Source organism: Serratia sp. (in: enterobacteria), from assembly GCF_051654945.1.
Lineage (GTDB): Bacteria > Pseudomonadota > Gammaproteobacteria > Enterobacterales > Enterobacteriaceae > Chania.
The window spans coordinates 77,127-93,448 of record NZ_JBOFZA010000073.1; the positions used below are offsets into that span (position 1 = coordinate 77,127).

The window sequence follows — 16,322 nt, forward strand, 5'->3', positions numbered from 1 at the left end:
CATGTATTCGTTTACCGATCGACAACGCTTCATCGCGTTGATTTGGCTATCGCTATTCCATATCGCCATCATTACCTCCAGCAACTATCTGGTGCAGTTACCGATCAGCATTTTCGGCTTTCACACCACCTGGGGGGCCTTCACTTTTCCGTTTATCTTCCTGGCCACTGACTTGACCGTACGGATCTTCGGTGCCCCATTGGCGCGCAGGATTATCCTTGCCGTCATGGTCCCGGCGCTGTTTATCTCCTATGTGATCTCGACCGTGACCTTCCAGGGTGAGTGGCAGGGCTTTGCCGCCTTGACCAGCTTCAACCTGTTTGTGGCGCGTATCGCCGCCGCCAGCTTTATGGCGTACGTACTGGGCCAGATCCTGGACGTGCAGGTGTTCAACCGCTTGCGTCAGCGTAGCGCCTGGTGGGTTGCTCCCGCGGCGGCCATGTTCCTGGGCAATATCAGCGATACCCTGGCGTTCTTCTTTATCGCCTTCTACAAAAGCAGCGATCCTTTTATGGCCGCCAACTGGGTGGAAATCGCGCTGGTGGATTACAGCTTCAAGGTGCTGATCTGCCTGGCGTTCTTCCTGCCAATGTACGGTGTGCTGCTCAATATGCTGCTCAAACGTCTGGCAGAGCGCCAACCGGCCAATCAGTTGCAACCGAGTTAAGCCGAGTTAAGTTAATATGGGCAGTCTGACTTTATGGAGACTGCCCATGCGATTAACCACCCGCCAAGCTACACTTGAAGAAATCCACCGTCTCTACCTGACTATTCCTGAATTTGGCAGTCTGCATAGCCTGAGCGATTTGCAACAACGCGTCGCAGATAATCCCGCTCACGGCTTGATTGCTGAAATTGATGGCCAGGCGGCCGGTTTTAAACTCGGCTATCAAACCGGGCCGGGGGAGTTTTACAGCTGGCTGGGGGCGGTTTTACCTGCCTTTCGCCGTCAGGGCGTTGCTCAAGCCCTGCTGGTGGAACAGGAGCGCTGGGCCCGCACACAGGGCTATCAGCAGCTATGGGTCAAAACCCGTAATCAGTTCCGCGCCATGCTAATGATGCTAATTAGTCACGATTATCAGATTTTCTCTCTGGAAAAGAGAGGCGAAGTGGCCGACTATCGTCTATTACTTAAAAAAATCTTGTGACATCGTCTACCAGGTCATTCGACGCTGTCATGCGACCAAGAAACTCTCCCCGTAAAGGAATAAGGAATACCAGATGCGTAAAGTAACAAAATTGATGGGTATCAGCCTGTTAGTGCTGGGCTTGGCGGCCTGTGATGGCGCGACCAAAGACAGCAAAGCACCAGCAGACAGCGCAGCGGCCAGCGTCCCAAGTGGCCAACAGGTGAGTTTATTGGATGGCAAACTGACCTTTACCCTGCCGAACGGTTTGGCCGATCAGAGCGATAAGCTGACCAACCAGCCGAGTAACGTGCATATCTATGCCGACGGCAGCAACCAACGTGCGGTGATCGTGATCGTTGCGGACAAGGCGGCAGCAAGCGATCTGGAAACCCTGGCTAAACGTATGGAAGAGCAGCAACGCTCCCGTGATGCCAACTTACAGGTCATCACCAATAAAGCGGTTGAGATTAACGGTGTGCCAATGCGCCAACTGGATACCGTGATCACCGTTGCTGGCCAAAAAGCCTATTCAGGTGTACTGCTCGGTATGATGCCAGATGGTAAGCAAGTGACCCTGCAAATCACGCTGCCAGCAGATAACCAGCAGCAGTCGCAAGACGTGGCGGCAGGCGTGTTCAATACGGTGAAGATCAAATAATCACCGTTGTGGGCCAGCGCGCTGGCCCACTTAACGCATTATGCCAATGCCTGAGCCAACAGGGTGATCGGATGTTCACAGCGCTTGCTGGTGGACATTTCGATCTGCCATTTGCAGGTTTCACAGTCGGTGATCACCATATCTACCCCGCTCGCTTCAATCTGGCGAAATAGCGAGGCACCAATGCCTTGCGAGGTTTCATAGTTTTCCGACTTGAAGCCGTATGTCCCGGCGATACCGCAGCATTGCGAGTCCAGCACCACCAGCTCCAGCCCGGGGATCTGCCGTAATAGCTCCAGCGTATAGGCCGTCCAGCCCATTTTCTCCATATGACATGGCGTGTGGTAAGCCACCCGCAACGGTGTCCGTTTGAGCGGCAAGGTGCGCCCTTCGCTGAGCAGACGGTAGAGATAACGTGTAGCCAGTTCCACCCGTTCTCGCACCGCCGAGGTGTCTACGTCCAGCAAATGCGGATACTCGTCACGCAGGGTGAACGTGCAGCTAGACGAAGTGGCAACCACCGGGATGCCTTTGGTCAGCACCGCATCATGCAGTGACTCCGCATTCACTTTGGCCTGCTTCTTCGCCTGTTCAATAAAACCGTTGGCAATTAATGGCACGCCGCAGCACTTCTCACGCTTAAGCAACTGCACGCCGATATCCATGGCGTTAAACACCTTGATCAGGTCTTTACCCAGCTGTGGGTGGTTGTAATTGACAAAACAACCGTGGAAGAAAGCCACCTGCTCGGCATAGCTCTGCTGTTGCGCTGCCTGCTGACGATACCAGCGGCGGAAGGTGCCAAATGAGTATTTCGGTAGTTCGCGCCGATGGTCGATCTTCAGTGCCTTATCCAACAGCTTGCGTACCGGCTTCAGGCCGGTAGTGGCGTTAACGATCGGCGCAAACGGCGTCGAGAGTGTGCCCATGATGTCGGTGTGGCTGAGAATGGCATCACGCAGCGTCGGTTTGCTCTGACTGAAATTGGCCCGGGCGCGTTGGATAATGTCGCCGATCTTCACGTCGGACGGGCAGGCCACTTCGCAACGTTTGCAGTTGGTGCAATACTTCAGCGCTTCATCATACAGCGCCGGATCTTTCAGCCGCAGGCGTTCCCCATCCGGCCCGGCCTGTTTTGGCCCCGGATAGAGCGGGTTGGCCTTGGCGACCGGGCAATAGGTGGTGCAAACGGTGCATTTGATGCAACTTTCGAAGCTGTTGTCTGTTAACAGGCTCATGCTGAAACCTCCTGTGCCAGGATCTGTTGGGCAACGTGCAACGCACCGAGCAGTGAAACCCCGGCCCCACAACCCTGCTGCAACGGATCGTAACCACCAGCCACGGCACCAATAGCATACAGATTGGTCATCGCCTTCCCTTGCTTCAGCGCGCGCAGAGCCGCATCGGTCTGAACCCCAAATTGCAGATAAGGCTGCGGGGCAAACAGGTCGGGGTCGCTCCAGTCGGCGCGTTCGGTTTTGCTATACACATCCAGGCCAAACACCGGTTCGCGAACGCCATCAAAGGCAGCCACCAAACCGTTACTGAAAAAGCTGCCGCTGGCCAATACCACGTGCTGCGCCCGCAGCGGAATATCGGTGTGATTGCGGGTATACAGGCCGGTGACGCGCTGCCCGTCGAAGCTACCTCGCAAGACGCTATCCCCCGGCATAAACACGCCCCCCAGTTGCTGCAAGCGCTGGCGCAATGCCTGATGCAACCGCATACCGAGTACGGAAGGCGGCAGCGTTGGCAACAGGTACACCGGCTTACCCACCAACTGACGCAACGTCTTCAGCGGTTCGTCATCCTCTAACCCCAGGCAGGCTGGCAGCAAGATGGCTTCGGCGTCCCCTGCCTGGCGCAACACTTCTTCTGCCAGTAGCGCCAGATGTTCTGGCAGATCCAGCACGCGGGCGATATTCACCGCTCGGAATTCACTAGGGTTATTGCGCAGGCGATCCAGAAGTGGCAGGTGCATAAAGGCGACTTCCGCCTTGAGGCCCTGCTCCTGCATCAATGAGCTGGCTGCCATCTGCGGCTGGAAATCCAGAAAGCCTTCAATCCCCAGCACGGCGATATGTTGCCATGGCAGCTTGCCGCCCAGGGGAGAAACCGGGATCGCCTGCGGGCTGAGCCAGGTGGCACGGCGAGTCCCGAGCGGGGTTACGCGCAGATGGTTTTGGCTGCTATCGCCCTGCATCTGCCACCCGCAACGTTGCAACAATTGTTCGGCTTGCGTTGCCAGCGCGGCTACCTGTGTGGCACCCATCAGGCTATAAGGATGCTGAGGCGCCTGTTGCGCCAATGCGGGCAACGCAGACAGGGGCGATGTCACCGGGGTACCATCGGGCAAATGAGCCAGCAGATCGAGCGAGCCGGAGGAGAAATAGAGCGCACTTTGGCCAGAACTGACTACGGCACAGCGCTTGCCCTGCTCGGCTAAACGGATTGCGCAGCTCATCCCAGCCAAGCCACCACCAATCACTACCGCATCAAATTGCATCATCCGCCTCCTGCTTAGCGTCACCCTGTGCATCTAACCCACATAAGCCTTGATATACCCAACTGGTGAACTCGCTCTCCCGCAGTGCATCCCCCCAGGCAATCGGCCGGACACCTTTCCAGCGTTCATTGAGGAAATGGGACAGCTGGGCGATAGATTGCTGCGGCGTCACCACGTTAAACCGCGTCAACAAACCCGCTGCGCGGCAGGCGCACAGCTCACCCTGGCAGGTTCCCATGCCAACGCGGGTACGGCGGCGCAGATCGACCAGATTGTTGACGGTAAGAGAATCCACCGCATAGCGCACTTCACCGGCGGTCACCGCTTCACACTCGCACACCAGGCTGTTGTCCAGCCGGTTGCCAGCAGGCACCAGGCTGGCGCGATCGCCATGACGATACACCGCCGAGCCACGGATGCTGGCAGGCAGTGAAACCACGCTGCGCACCGTTTCTTCAGCGCTCTGACGAGAGCCAGGCAACGCCTCTTCCGCCGTGGTGCAAGCGGTATCAATGCCAAGCTTGGCGCAGACCAGATCGGTGGCCCATTCAGCCATCAGCCGGTAGGTCATCAGCTTGCCGCCGGTAATGGTGATAAAACCCTCCAGCCCATCGCGCGCCGCGTGGTCGAGCAGCACGATGCCACGGCTGACGTTGCGCCCGGAAGGATCGTCGTCACTGGCGACCAATGGTCGTACGCCCGCATAGGCACGTAGAATGCGCGTTTGCGCGAGTTTCGGCGACAGTAGCGTGCCTTCGCGGATCAGGATATCCACTTCCTGTGGCGTCACCACCATGTTGTCAATCTGGTCGTAATCGATATGAGTGGAGGTGGTGCCAATCAGCGAGATGGTATCGCCAGGCACCAAAATGTCGGCATCTGCCGGTTTGCGGCAGCGGTTAATCACCATGTTATTGATGCGATGGCCCAGGATCAGCAACGCCCCTTTGGCAGGGAACATGCGAATACGCAGATCGGCATACTCGGCAATTTGCTGGCCCCAGATCCCGGCGGCATTGACCACCACCTGCGCATGAATGTCGTATTGACGTGCCGCCTGATGGTCGAAAACGCTCACGCCGGTAACGCGATCGCCGGTACGCAGCAGACCGGTAACCTGATGATAGGTAAGGATCTGCGCGCCATGCTCACGCGCATCGAGCATATTGGCCGCCGTTAGGCGGAAAGGGTCAACGGTGCCATCGGGCACTCGTACCGCACCGATCAGGGCCGGGTTAGCCGCAGGCTCCAGGCGTAGTGCCAACGCCGGGTCAATGGCCTCGGCCTCGATCCCGGCGCTGTGGCAAGCAGTAATGAACTGCTGCTGAAAATCCAACGAATCCTGAGGCAAGGTAATAAACAGACCGTCGGTGCGTTCGATACAGTGGTGGGCAATACGTTTGAGAATGCGGTTTTCTTCAATGCATTCGCGTGCCGATTCACCATCGGTGACCGAATAGCGCGCCCCACTGTGCAACAACCCGTGGTTGCGGCCGGTCGCGCCGGTCGCTATATCATGCCTTTCCAGTAAAATGCAGCGCAGACCACGCCGCGTACAGTCACGGGCAATTCCCGCACCGGTAGCGCCGCCGCCAATAATGATCACGTCCGTTTCGGTGATGGCTGAGTTGTTGCTCATCATGCCCCCAGAGCCTGTGGTTATGGCTCTATTTAGCCACAGTTAGTAGGGTTTTTGTTTGATAAGGAACAATAACGAACAGAAAACGAAAGTATTATGGCCTTTAAAAACCATAGATGTGACCAATGTCACGCAATTATGCTATTTGCCCATTTCAAAATGTTAACCAATCACTCAGAATCTGCCACAGTTTCATAAAAGTGTAACAAATGCGCCATGCATCACGGTGACATGCGTAGGTTTTCACTAGCATTACGCTCGTTATGGAACATTTAACAACACATCAGGTATCCGCAATCATCTTCAGGACAGTCGTTTCCTGCTGATGCAATAAACAGATAAAGCCATCGGAGGCGCTCAATGTTGAGTATTTTTAAGCCAGCCGCACACATTTCCCGTGTGCCAGTCGATAAGGTAGACCCGCTCTACCGCAAACTGCGCTGGCAAATATTTATGGGGATCTTTTTTGGTTACGCCGCCTACTATCTGGTGCGTAAAAACTTCACCCTGGCGATGCCATACCTGATCGATCAGGGCTTCAGCCGTGGAGACCTGGGCTTTGCGCTGTCGGGTATCTCCATCGCCTATGGTTTTTCCAAGTTCATCATGGGTTCGGTTTCCGACCGTTCCAACCCCCGCGTCTTCTTACCCGCCGGCCTGATCCTGGCCGCTGCCGTAATGCTGTTCATGGGCTTTGTGCCTTGGGCAACCTCCAGCATTGCCGTGATGTTCGTGCTGCTGTTCCTGTGCGGCTGGTTCCAGGGCATGGGGTGGCCACCTTGTGGTCGTACCATGGTGCACTGGTGGTCACAGAAAGAGCGTGGCGGTATCGTTTCGGTGTGGAACTGTGCTCACAACGTGGGTGGCGGCCTGCCTCCACTGCTGTTCCTGTTAGGTATGGCGTGGTTTAACGACTGGCACGCAGCGCTGTATATGCCTGCCTTTGGTGCAATCCTGGTGGCATTGATCGCCTTCGCCCTGATGCGTGATACCCCACAATCTGTTGGCCTGCCACCGATTGAAGAGTACAAAAACGACTATCCGGACGACTACACCGAAGAAGCGGAAGAAGAGCTGACGGCCAAGCAAATCTTCATGCAGTACGTGTTGCCAAACAAACTGCTGTGGTACATCGCGATCGCCAACGTGTTCGTGTATCTGCTGCGTTACGGCATCCTGGACTGGTCACCGACCTACCTGAAAGAAGTGAAGCACTTCGCGCTGGATAAGTCCTCCTGGGCCTACTTCCTGTACGAATACGCCGGTATCCCAGGCACCCTGCTGTGCGGCTGGATGTCGGACAAGGTGTTCAAAGGCAACCGTGGCGCCACCGGGGTGTTCTTCATGGTGCTGGTGACCATCGCCACCATCGTTTACTGGCTGAACCCAGTGGGCAACCCAGGCATCGATATGGCCTGTATGATCACCATCGGCTTCCTGATCTATGGTCCGGTAATGCTGATCGGCCTGCACGCGCTGGAACTGGCACCGAAGAAAGCGGCAGGTACCGCCGCAGGCTTTACCGGTCTGTTCGGTTATCTGGGCGGTTCGGTGGCTGCGAGCGCCATCGTTGGCTATACCGTTGACTACTTCGGTTGGGACGGCGGCTTTATGGTGATGATCGGCGGCAGCATCGGCGCGGTGATCCTGTTGATCCTGACCATGATCAGCGAGAAGAAACACCACGCAGAAATCGCGGCCAAACGCGGTTAATCGCCATCACGTTTTAACATGATCGAATCCAAGGGCCGCGTTGCGGCCCTTTTCTTACCCCTCGACCTACAACATGGAGCACCACAGAATGCGGACTCAAACCAAAGCCCTGCTGACAGGGATCATTCTTGCTACTTCAATGCTCAACGCCGCCCAGGCTGCGGATAAAGTGGTTATCGCTCACCGCGGTGCCAGCGGTTACCTGCCGGAACATACGCTACCGGCCAAGGCGATGGCCTACGCGCAGGGTGCCGACTTCCTTGAGCAAGACCTGGTAATGACCAAAGACAACGAGCTGGTGGTGTTGCACGACCACTATCTGGATCGCGTCACCGATGTCGCCGAACGCTTCCCTGACCGGGCGCGTAAGGATGGCCGCTACTACGCCATCGACTTTACCCTGCCTGAGATCAAGTCGCTGAAGTTCACCGAAGGCTTTGATATCAAGGACGGTAAGCAGGTACAGAGCTACCCGGGCCGCTTCCCGATGGGCAAATCCGACTTCCGCGTCCACACCTTCCAGGAAGAGATCGAGTTCGTTCAGGGCCTCAACCATTCAACCGGCAAGAACATTGGCCTGTACCCGGAAATCAAGGCCCCCTGGTTCCACCAGCAGGAAGGGAAAGATATCTCCAGCAAGGTGTTAGAAGTGCTCAAGCAATACGGCTACACCAGCAAGAGCGACAACGTCTACCTACAGTGCTTTGATGCCAACGAGTTGAAACGCATTAAGGATCAGCTGGAACCCAAGATGGGGATGGATCTGAAGCTGGTGCAGCTGATTGCCTACACCGACTGGAACGAAACCTACGAGCAGAAGGCCGATGGCAAGTGGGTCAACTATGACTACGACTGGATGTTCAAACCGGGCGCGATGAAAAAGATCGCCCAGTATGCCGACGGCATCGGGCCGGACTATCACATGCTGATCGTCGAAGAAAAATCCAAGCCGAACCAGATCGTATTGACCGAAATGGTCAAGGACGCTCATGCCAACAATATGGCGGTGCACCCTTACACCATCCGTGCCGATAAGCTGCCGAAATACGTCACCGACGTGAACCAGCTGTTCGACGCAATTTACAATCAGGCGGGCGTTGACGGCGTGTTTACCGACTTCCCGGACAAGGGCGTGCAGTTCCTGCAAAAGCAGGGGCAACACAAGTAACACTTTCCCCCTCCCCGCCGGGTTGCCCGGTGGGGAATGACTTCCCGCCTTGCTTATTGCCCTACGTGATGAAAGGATACCGATGTCGGCGATTAATAAGGAAAAGCAATCGTGGAACGTTCAGTATTACTGCATCATATTAAAACATCATGTTATGCCCTGTCCGCCATAGTGCTTACCGGTTGGGTCACCGATGCGCTGAACGAGGGGCTGATTTTCAAGATGATCTTGCGCTTCTTCCGCCCGGAGGATGTTGAGCGTTACTCACACCCGCTTTCCGATTTAACCAGCTTCTTCATCTGGTTCATCCCGCTACTGTTTACCACGCTGCTGCTATTACTGGCCTCGGTCATGACGCTACACCACGTTAAAAAGCCGCATCTCTACCGCATTACCAAGAAGAAACCGCTGCTGCACGGCCCGCATGTGGCTGGCACTCCGGCACTTGGGCAGGTCGCGGCCTTTTTGCAGACCTATGCCACCGCTGAACGGCTCTCGCTGCTGCTCCCTCAAGGTTTGCAGCAACAATATCAGCGTGAATTGCGGGATATTGAGGGGAATAACAGCGTGGATATCTACCTGCTGAAGGAAAATGATGATCTGCAAAAAATTGCGCTGGAGCTGGAGCAGTGGGTGAAAAAAGCGCTAAAAAACCAGCCTGTTGAAAACGCCAACCGCCTGTTCATTGATATTACCTACGCCACACCGGTGCGCAGCGCCGCCGCTTTATTTTGCAGCCTGGATCAGGATATAGAGCTTATCCAGGGTACCCCTGACGGCAAATTATCGTCGTATGATTTGGTCTGTAAGGTTCAGGAGTGATCCTCACCGTTGCCCATGCAGCTTGGCACGAAACGCGGGGGCCAACAGGTAGTCCATACACCAGCGGCTAACCTTGCCCATCCCGTCAGAGCGGGCAGCGAAAAAGATCTGTGTGGCGTGTTTATGCTCCTGCATCGGCTTTTTCACCAACGAACCCGCATTCAGCAACGGCAGCGCCAGATGATGCGGCACATAGCCTATGGCGACGTTACGCTGGATCAGCTCGATGGCGGTGGCGAAATCGGGCACAAACATCGGCTTTTGCCCTTCCAGCAGCCAGGCCTGCTGCGGCACGAAGTTAACGGCGGTATCACGAATACAGATCGCCGGATATTGGCGCAGCTCGGTGTTCTGCAACGGCTGAATCTGGATCGCCAGCGGGTGTTGCGGCCCCACCACAAAATCCCATTCCAGATGGCCGATCGATTCGCTGACGATCCCTTCGGTACTCGGCACCGCATGCGGCGCACCGATCACCAGGTTGGCCCTTTTGCCGTACAACGCATCCCAGCAGCCGTTATACACCGCGGTATCAATGGTCAAACGGGTGGAAGGGAACGCCTGCTCAAAGGCGCAGACAAACTCGACGATCGCCGAACGCGGGATAATATTGTTCACCGCAATCGTCAACTCCTGCTCCACGCCGCTATGGATCAACGCGGTATTACGCCGCAGGGCATCCAGATCGTTGAGGATGGTTTTGCTGTGCTGAACGAAATATTCGCCCGCCGGGGTGAGCTCGATATAGCGGCCCTTGCGCAGGAACAGCTCGACGCCGAAGCTTTCCTCCAGCTTTTTTACCGTGTAGCTAATCGCGGAAGGGACTTTATTCAGGTGCTCGGCGGCGGTGGTAATGCTCTGGTATTTGGCAACCAGATGAACAACGCGTAAAGCTTCGTCGGAGATAAACATAATGATTCCCTGAGAACGTGCCAACAGCAAGGCTGCCAGCTCAAGCGCTGGCAGTCCGTTCATTATGTTCGATTATACGCGATTATTTCTGCCGGCCTATTCTGCTTAGCACCGCGTAGCCCACGCAAGCCACCAGGATGGAATCCACAGAAGGAATAGTGGTCAGAGTGAAGATGCCGTTAACGGTCATAAAGCCGACGGCGGAACCGGCTACCCAGGCCACGAAGGTCAGCAACTTGATCGGCGGTTCGGCAGCCAACACGCTTTCCTGATAGCCGTCCCGGCGATAGAGGAAGAAATCGGCAATATAAATCCCAGCCACCGGCGGCGTAGCAATCCCCAGGAATAACAGGAACGGGATAAACCAGGTCATGATATCCATGCTGCCGACCATTGCCGCCAGAATGCCTAACACCAGCGTGATCTGCCATTTAGGGAAACGAGTCAACAGCGTGGAAACCACCAGCGTTCCCTGGAACATATTGCCCGCATTACCCGTGATACAGGCAAATACCAACAACAGGGCCGCAGGTAAGACCGAACCGAATGCAGCCATCGCCGCCAGCAATGAACCTTGCCCGCTCAAAGCGCTTGGCGTGGCGCCAGCCCAATACAGCAGCGGATAGGCAACCAGGAAGGTCAGCAACGCGCCGATCAGGGCGTGCTTGCGGTTATGCACAAAGCTGCCGAAATCCGGCAGGGTAGCAACCAGCACAATAATCGTCCCCACGACGGTAGACACCGCCACACCGGTGTTCATGCTGCCAACGCTCTGCACCAGTTCCACCTGCCCGTGCGTCGCCACATACAGGATATAGCACAGCACCAGCACAATGATCGGCACCGCAATTTGTGCCACTTTACCCAGTACGGCAAAACCAAAAGCGGTTGAGGCGACAAAGATACAGCAGCCGATAACCACCAGCAGCGGGATCGGCAGGTTCATCCCATGTTGTGCCAACAGGTCATGCACCGAGTGGCCGAACATATTGGCCGTCACGGCAATCCAGCCGAACAGGCTGATGGCCATCAGGATATTAATGGCGACCGCCCCACGTTCACCGAAAGGATATTTCACGATGCCATAGGTGGGCAGCCGGGCCTTTTCCCCCACGCTGATAGTAATCGCGGCCAGCACCGCCAGGATCAACCCACCCAATGCCAGCACGGTGATCAGGCTGGAGTGAGAGAGTTGGCTACCCAGGCTGGATGAGGAAAGCAGCACCGGAGTGACCGCAATCCCCAGCAGGATCATCGCAATATGAAAACCAGAGGCCGTATTGATGCTTTCGTCTGTCTTACGCATACATGACTCCTTGTAAGTAAAAACGGCATTCGACTCAGCCCGTGAAGGCCTCACCGGTATACTGCCGCCAGCTGCCGTGCTCGGTGATTTCCCTTTGCCCTTCCACCAGCCAAGGCTCTGCCAATACTCCCAGCACCTCGCTGCCATCGCTCAATTTCACCTTACCGATCGCCAACCCGGCGGGTTCACTCAGCAACAGGGTGGCAAAAGAAGCCATCGGCAGCTCCCAGATTTCCAGGGCAACAGAAACGCCGCCTTCCATCACCCGGATCATGCCTGGGTGACGATCGTTAATACTCCACAACCGGTAATGGGCATCGGTTTGGTCCTCACGTACAAACACGCCACCAGCCTTGGTCATGTTGCCGTTCAGTTCCAGACCACGCATCAGGGTGCCGTTTACCGCCACCAAAGTTGTCAGGCTCATTGTTTTCTCTCCTAATGGGTTATGGCTTAATCCAGGTGCCGGTCTGGTGGTTCAGAGCAGCCTTAATCGCCTGCGGGCTGGTGATCAGACCCTGACCGTGTTTGCCCTGCTGTTGGCTGTGCATCACAAATCCCAGAATGGCTTCGATTTTCGGCTGCATGCTGCCAGCGCCAAATTGCCCTTGTTGCAGTAGCTGTTGCGCCTGTTCGATACTCAACGTATCCAGCCATTGCTGCTGTGGCGTACCGAAGTTAATCGCCACCTGCTCAACGCCGGTTGGGATCATCAATAGATCCGCCCCCAACTGCTCAGCCAGCAATGCCGATGCGAGATCTTTGTCGATCACTGCCTCCACGCCCTGCAACTGCTGATGCTCATCCCGAACAACCGGGATACCGCCGCCGCCACAGGCGATCACGATGCAGCCCTGTGCCAACAGTTGGCCGATCACCTCACGTTCGATAATCTCCAACGGTGCCGGTGAAGGTACCGTGCGCCGCCAGCCACGGCCCGCGTCTTCCATCACCGTCCAGCCCAGCTTTTGCTGACGATCCAGCGCAGTTTGGTGATCGAAGAAGGCACCGACCGGTTTGCTTGGATGCCGGAATGCCACGTCGTCGGCACTGACCAGAGTTTGCGTCACCAGTGCCACCACCGGCCGTTGAATACCACGGCGCTGAAGTTCGTTATGCAGGGCTTTCTGGAACATGTAGCCAATCGCGCCCTGCGTATCACCAACGGCATAGTCCAACGGCACCGGTGCCACTTCTTGCACCGCCAACTCGGAGCGACGCAGGATAAAGCCCACCTGCGGCCCGTTACCGTGGGTCAGTACCAGATCCCAACCGGCTTCGATCATCTCGACAACGTGTTCCACCGTTGCAATCACTGCCTGATACTGATCGGGGATGCTGTTGTGCCGATCGCTCTGGATCAACGCGTTGCCACCAACGGCGACTACCGCTAAAGGCCTGCTCATACCCGATCTCCTGCTGGCAGTGACTGGGCCAACGCCTGGATGGCCTCGACAAAACAAGGCATCGGTGCGGTCGTGATCCCGGCGCCAATCTGCCCGACCCCGGCCTGCTTGTGGGCGATACCGGTATTAATCACCGGCAGGATCTGGCGGTCAGCCACTTTACGGGCATCAATGCCCGCCGCCGTCGGCGCAAAATTCAGCGCTGGCAACGTGAAGGCCGGGTTAGCGCCAAGGGTGATGAACTGCATACGGCGGCTGTTATTGGTTGCATCCGCCGGTGTGCCACCGACAAATTTCACGATGGCCGGTGACGAGGCCATGGCGAATCCTCCAACCCCTGCGGTTTCGGTGATGGCGCTGTCCCCCAGATCGGCGGCAGCATCGTCAACGCCGTAGCCAGGGAAGAACAACCCTTCAACCGCGTTGGCCGGAGCCTGGAACCAGCGATCGCCAGTGCCAGACAAACGAATACCGAAATTAACGCCATTACGGGCCATGACGGTGACCATCGAGCTGTAAGGCACGCCGGTCGCAGCATCCATCATCGCTTTACAGGCCGCCATCGACAGGTTGAGGAAGAAGTGATCGTTGCCGGTAATAAACGCCACCACGCGCTGTAGCGCTTCCAGCGGCAAGTTGCAGGTCAAAAGCGCTGGCACCAGACGTTTGATCAACAGACCAGTAGCAGCGGAGTTACGGTTATGTACCTCATCCCCCATATGCAGCGCCTGCGCCATCAGTGGCTTCAGTTCTAGTTCGCCCATCTGGCGCACTGCGGCCTTTAATGCCGGAGCCAGCTCTTGCCTCATCCATTGCAGGCGTTGCAACACTTCTTCATTGTTGGCGCCAAAGCGCAGCACCTTGCCCAATCCTTCGTTGAAGTTGCTGAACGCCCGCTGGCCATTGGTTTTGTTCTCTATGACCCACACCGGCATCGAAGGGCTGATAATGCCCGCCATCGGGCCAACCGCCTGATGATGATGGCAAGGTTCGAGAGCAATCTGCCCCTCGGTAACCAGGCGTTCGGCGGCCTGGTGGTCGCTGGCCCAGCCTTCGAACAGGATCGCACCAACGATCGCCCCCTTTACCGGGCCACACATATCGGGCCAGGCAATTGGCGGGCCGGAGTGCAGGATTAGCTTACGCTGTGCCATCGCAGGGATAGCCTCGCTGGCGCTCATCACGTCAACCAATACCGGCTGGGCGCTGAGGTAGCGTTCAAAAGCGATCTGGTTGGCCTGCTCAACCAACGGGTGGCGGGTTAACGCCGCCAGATCCAATCCGGCCTGGACGTTGCCCAATGCCGGTGGCTGCCAGTGCAGAGCCACCACGTCCCCCTGAGCCTGCTGCAAGTTGTCGGCAAAACCGGTCAGCCCGGCGTTAACCACTTTCAGTGGCTGCTGAAATAATGGGTTCATGCTGTTTCTCCGTTTTTCTCAGCCTGAATATGAGCCACCTGGCTGGCCCACAGCGCCGCCTGGGCGTTGCAACCGGCTACCAGGACGCCAGCCTGCTGTAAAGCAGCAATCTGACGTGAGCGTTGTTGAGGATCGGCCTCGGTGCCGCAGACGTGGGCAATCAGTAACGGCCCGTTCTGACGAGCGTGTTGGTTCAGAACCGTAAGCAGTTCGGTCGTCGGTTCCGCCGCTGCGCCATAGCCCAGCACCAGATCAAACAGCACCACGGCGGTATCCGCGTCGTTCAGTTCCGCCTCAATGCGCTGATTGCGCAGAGTCGGATCGATCATCGGATGTGGTCGGCCACGGGTGAAATCATCATCACCCATATCGATCAGCGTATGCCCTTGGCTACGCCAGATATCCGTCAGCGTGGTGTTACCTTTTACCGGGGTGTTGGACGCAGCGCTGAACCCTTGCTGCTGGCATAACAGTTGGCTCTCATAGCAGAAGGTGCCGCCCGCAAAAACGCCACGGATAGCATGACGAGAAGCAGATAGCGGGGCGCAGGCCTGTTGCAACATCTGTATATCCTGCGGTGAAACGGCCGTCACCGAAGCCGGTGCAGCGATACCTTCAGCCAACGCGACGGCGATCTCGGCCGCATCGGCTAAGGTAGATACCGCGGTGATCCCTGGACGGGTAATATCCTCAGGAGCCGCCCCCAGGAAGTTGACCACCACGGGTTTGCCACAGGCCTGCGCCCGCTCAAGAATGCGTTCGGCCACCGGACGGGCTGGCGGCTTGGAGATCAACACGATCACCTGGGTGGCCGGATCGGCTGCCAGAGCCTGTAACCCGTGCAGCATCGAAATCCCGCCAATTTCTTCGTGCAGATCGTGGCCGCCGGTACCCAACGCCTGCGAAATCCCGGATCCAAGCTGGTCGATACGGCAGGTCACCTCCTGCAAACCGGTGCCAGAAGCGCCGACGATGCCAATCGAACCGGCTTTCACCACGTTGGCAAACCCTAGCGGCAGGCCGTTGATGATGGCTGTACCGCAGTCCGGCCCCATCACCAACAGGTTGTTACGCTGGGCCAATAACTTGATCTGTTTTTCCTGCTCCAGGCTGACGTTGTCGCTGAACAGCATCACGTTGATGCCTAAATTCAATGCCTTGATGGCCTCAGCTGCCGCGTAATCCCCCGGCACGGAAATCAGCGCCAGATTGATATCGGGCTGAAGTTCCACGGCCATTTCCAGACTCACCAACGGCGGCATCAGTGGGCCGTCCGAGCCGCCTTCCGCTGGCTTGCTATTGAGCCGCTGATGAGCGATCTCCAACGCGTCGTTGCAAGCGGCCTCTTCGCCACGCACGGCAATAATCAGGTCGTTGGGCCCGGCCTTACAGCCATCGTCCAGCCCAGCGTCCCGCAGTTGAGCGAGGTTTGTTTCCGTTCCCATCACCACCGAAGCCTGTTCAATTCCGGGGAGCTGGCTGATTTGTGCCGAAATCTGCATCAGCGACACCGAGTCCTGATAGAGATTGGCAAAAACTTTATGCATTACACTCATCGCATTTACCTGTTCGAGATCTGCCCAATCTGGGAATTCGGGCAAAAGGGTTCCCTGCTGAAAAATAAAGTTTTTCAGCATGTTAAAA

At 56.6% G+C, this 16,322-nt stretch carries 15 protein-coding genes; 6 read left to right on the forward strand and 9 right to left on the reverse strand.

Translation table 11 applies throughout. From position 1 onward, the window contains the following. Position 1: 1 nt before the first annotated feature. The 3 genes from ACRDCA_RS14855 to ACRDCA_RS14865 all read left to right on the forward strand — a co-directional run bounded on the left by ACRDCA_RS14855 (position 2) and on the right by ACRDCA_RS14865 (position 1,788). On the forward strand, positions 2-667 hold the full coding sequence (locus ACRDCA_RS14855; RefSeq protein ID WP_438690219.1) for a 7-cyano-7-deazaguanine/7-aminomethyl-7-deazaguanine transporter: 666 nt from the start codon (positions 2-4) through the stop codon (positions 665-667). A gap of 46 nt (positions 668-713) precedes the next feature. Further along, positions 714-1,148 carry a GNAT family N-acetyltransferase gene (locus ACRDCA_RS14860; protein WP_438690220.1) on the forward strand — a complete coding sequence of 145 codons (435 nt, stop codon included), beginning with the start codon at positions 714-716 and terminating at the stop codon, positions 1,146-1,148. A 73-nt stretch (positions 1,149-1,221) separates the two neighbouring features. Further along, positions 1,222-1,788: a DcrB family lipoprotein gene (locus ACRDCA_RS14865; RefSeq protein WP_438690221.1), complete on the forward strand. Its 567-nt coding sequence runs from the start codon at positions 1,222-1,224 to the stop codon at positions 1,786-1,788. 38 nt (positions 1,789-1,826) lie between these two features. Here ACRDCA_RS14865 and glpC read toward each other — a convergent pair whose 3' ends face one another. Genes glpC through glpA form a run of 3 tightly spaced genes read right to left on the reverse strand, consistent with a single transcriptional unit; the run spans position 1,827 to position 5,933 of the window. Next, positions 1,827-3,026, reverse strand: a complete 1,200-nt coding sequence (glpC, locus tag ACRDCA_RS14870; RefSeq protein WP_438690222.1) for an anaerobic glycerol-3-phosphate dehydrogenase subunit GlpC — start codon at positions 3,024-3,026, stop codon at positions 1,827-1,829. Next, positions 3,023-4,294, reverse strand: coding sequence for a glycerol-3-phosphate dehydrogenase subunit GlpB (gene glpB, locus ACRDCA_RS14875; RefSeq protein ID WP_438690292.1), 1,272 nt, complete (start codon positions 4,292-4,294; stop codon positions 3,023-3,025). The genes glpC and glpB overlap by 4 nt, the downstream gene beginning before the upstream one ends. Continuing rightward, positions 4,284-5,933, reverse strand: a complete 1,650-nt coding sequence (glpA, locus tag ACRDCA_RS14880) for an anaerobic glycerol-3-phosphate dehydrogenase subunit A (RefSeq protein ID WP_438690293.1) — start codon at positions 5,931-5,933, stop codon at positions 4,284-4,286. The genes glpB and glpA overlap by 11 nt, the downstream gene beginning before the upstream one ends. Before the next feature lie 360 nt (positions 5,934-6,293). On the opposite strand from glpA, the gene glpT reads away from it, so the two are divergent. The 3 genes from glpT (at position 6,294) to ACRDCA_RS14895 (ending at position 9,636) form a co-directional block, all read left to right on the forward strand. Next, positions 6,294-7,646 carry a glycerol-3-phosphate transporter gene (gene glpT / locus ACRDCA_RS14885; protein WP_438690223.1) on the forward strand — a complete coding sequence of 451 codons (1,353 nt, stop codon included), beginning with the start codon at positions 6,294-6,296 and terminating at the stop codon, positions 7,644-7,646. Between the two features lie 88 nt (positions 7,647-7,734). After that, positions 7,735-8,814: a glycerophosphodiester phosphodiesterase gene (glpQ, locus tag ACRDCA_RS14890; protein WP_438690224.1), complete on the forward strand. Its 1,080-nt coding sequence runs from the start codon at positions 7,735-7,737 to the stop codon at positions 8,812-8,814. A 111-nt stretch (positions 8,815-8,925) separates the two neighbouring features. Continuing rightward, positions 8,926-9,636, forward strand: coding sequence for a hypothetical protein (locus ACRDCA_RS14895; protein WP_438690225.1), 711 nt, complete (start codon positions 8,926-8,928; stop codon positions 9,634-9,636). 3 nt (positions 9,637-9,639) lie between these two features. Here the strand turns inward: ACRDCA_RS14895 and ACRDCA_RS14900 are convergent, their stop codons facing one another. From ACRDCA_RS14900 to fdrA, 6 genes are all read right to left on the reverse strand, one after another. After that, complete coding sequence (locus ACRDCA_RS14900; RefSeq protein WP_438690294.1) at positions 9,640-10,548, reverse strand: LysR substrate-binding domain-containing protein; 909 nt, start codon at positions 10,546-10,548, stop codon at positions 9,640-9,642. An 82-nt stretch (positions 10,549-10,630) separates the two neighbouring features. Next, positions 10,631-11,854, reverse strand: a complete 1,224-nt coding sequence (locus tag ACRDCA_RS14905; protein WP_438690226.1) for a cytosine permease — start codon at positions 11,852-11,854, stop codon at positions 10,631-10,633. A 34-nt stretch (positions 11,855-11,888) separates the two neighbouring features. After that, positions 11,889-12,281 (reverse strand): allophanate hydrolase-related protein, encoded by a 393-nt coding sequence (locus tag ACRDCA_RS14910; protein ID WP_438690227.1) that lies wholly within the window; start codon positions 12,279-12,281, stop codon positions 11,889-11,891. Between the two features lie 19 nt (positions 12,282-12,300). Continuing rightward, a complete protein-coding gene (locus tag ACRDCA_RS14915) occupies positions 12,301-13,260 on the reverse strand; it encodes a carbamate kinase (protein WP_438690228.1) in 960 nt (319 codons plus the stop codon). Continuing rightward, positions 13,257-14,678 (reverse strand): oxamate carbamoyltransferase subunit AllG family protein, encoded by a 1,422-nt coding sequence (locus ACRDCA_RS14920; RefSeq protein ID WP_438690229.1) that lies wholly within the window; start codon positions 14,676-14,678, stop codon positions 13,257-13,259. Before ACRDCA_RS14920 ends, ACRDCA_RS14915 begins: the two co-directional genes overlap by 4 nt. After that, positions 14,675-16,234, reverse strand: a complete 1,560-nt coding sequence (fdrA, locus tag ACRDCA_RS14925) for an acyl-CoA synthetase FdrA (protein ID WP_438690230.1) — start codon at positions 16,232-16,234, stop codon at positions 14,675-14,677. The genes ACRDCA_RS14920 and fdrA overlap by 4 nt, the downstream gene beginning before the upstream one ends. Positions 16,235-16,322: the final 88 nt, after the last annotated feature.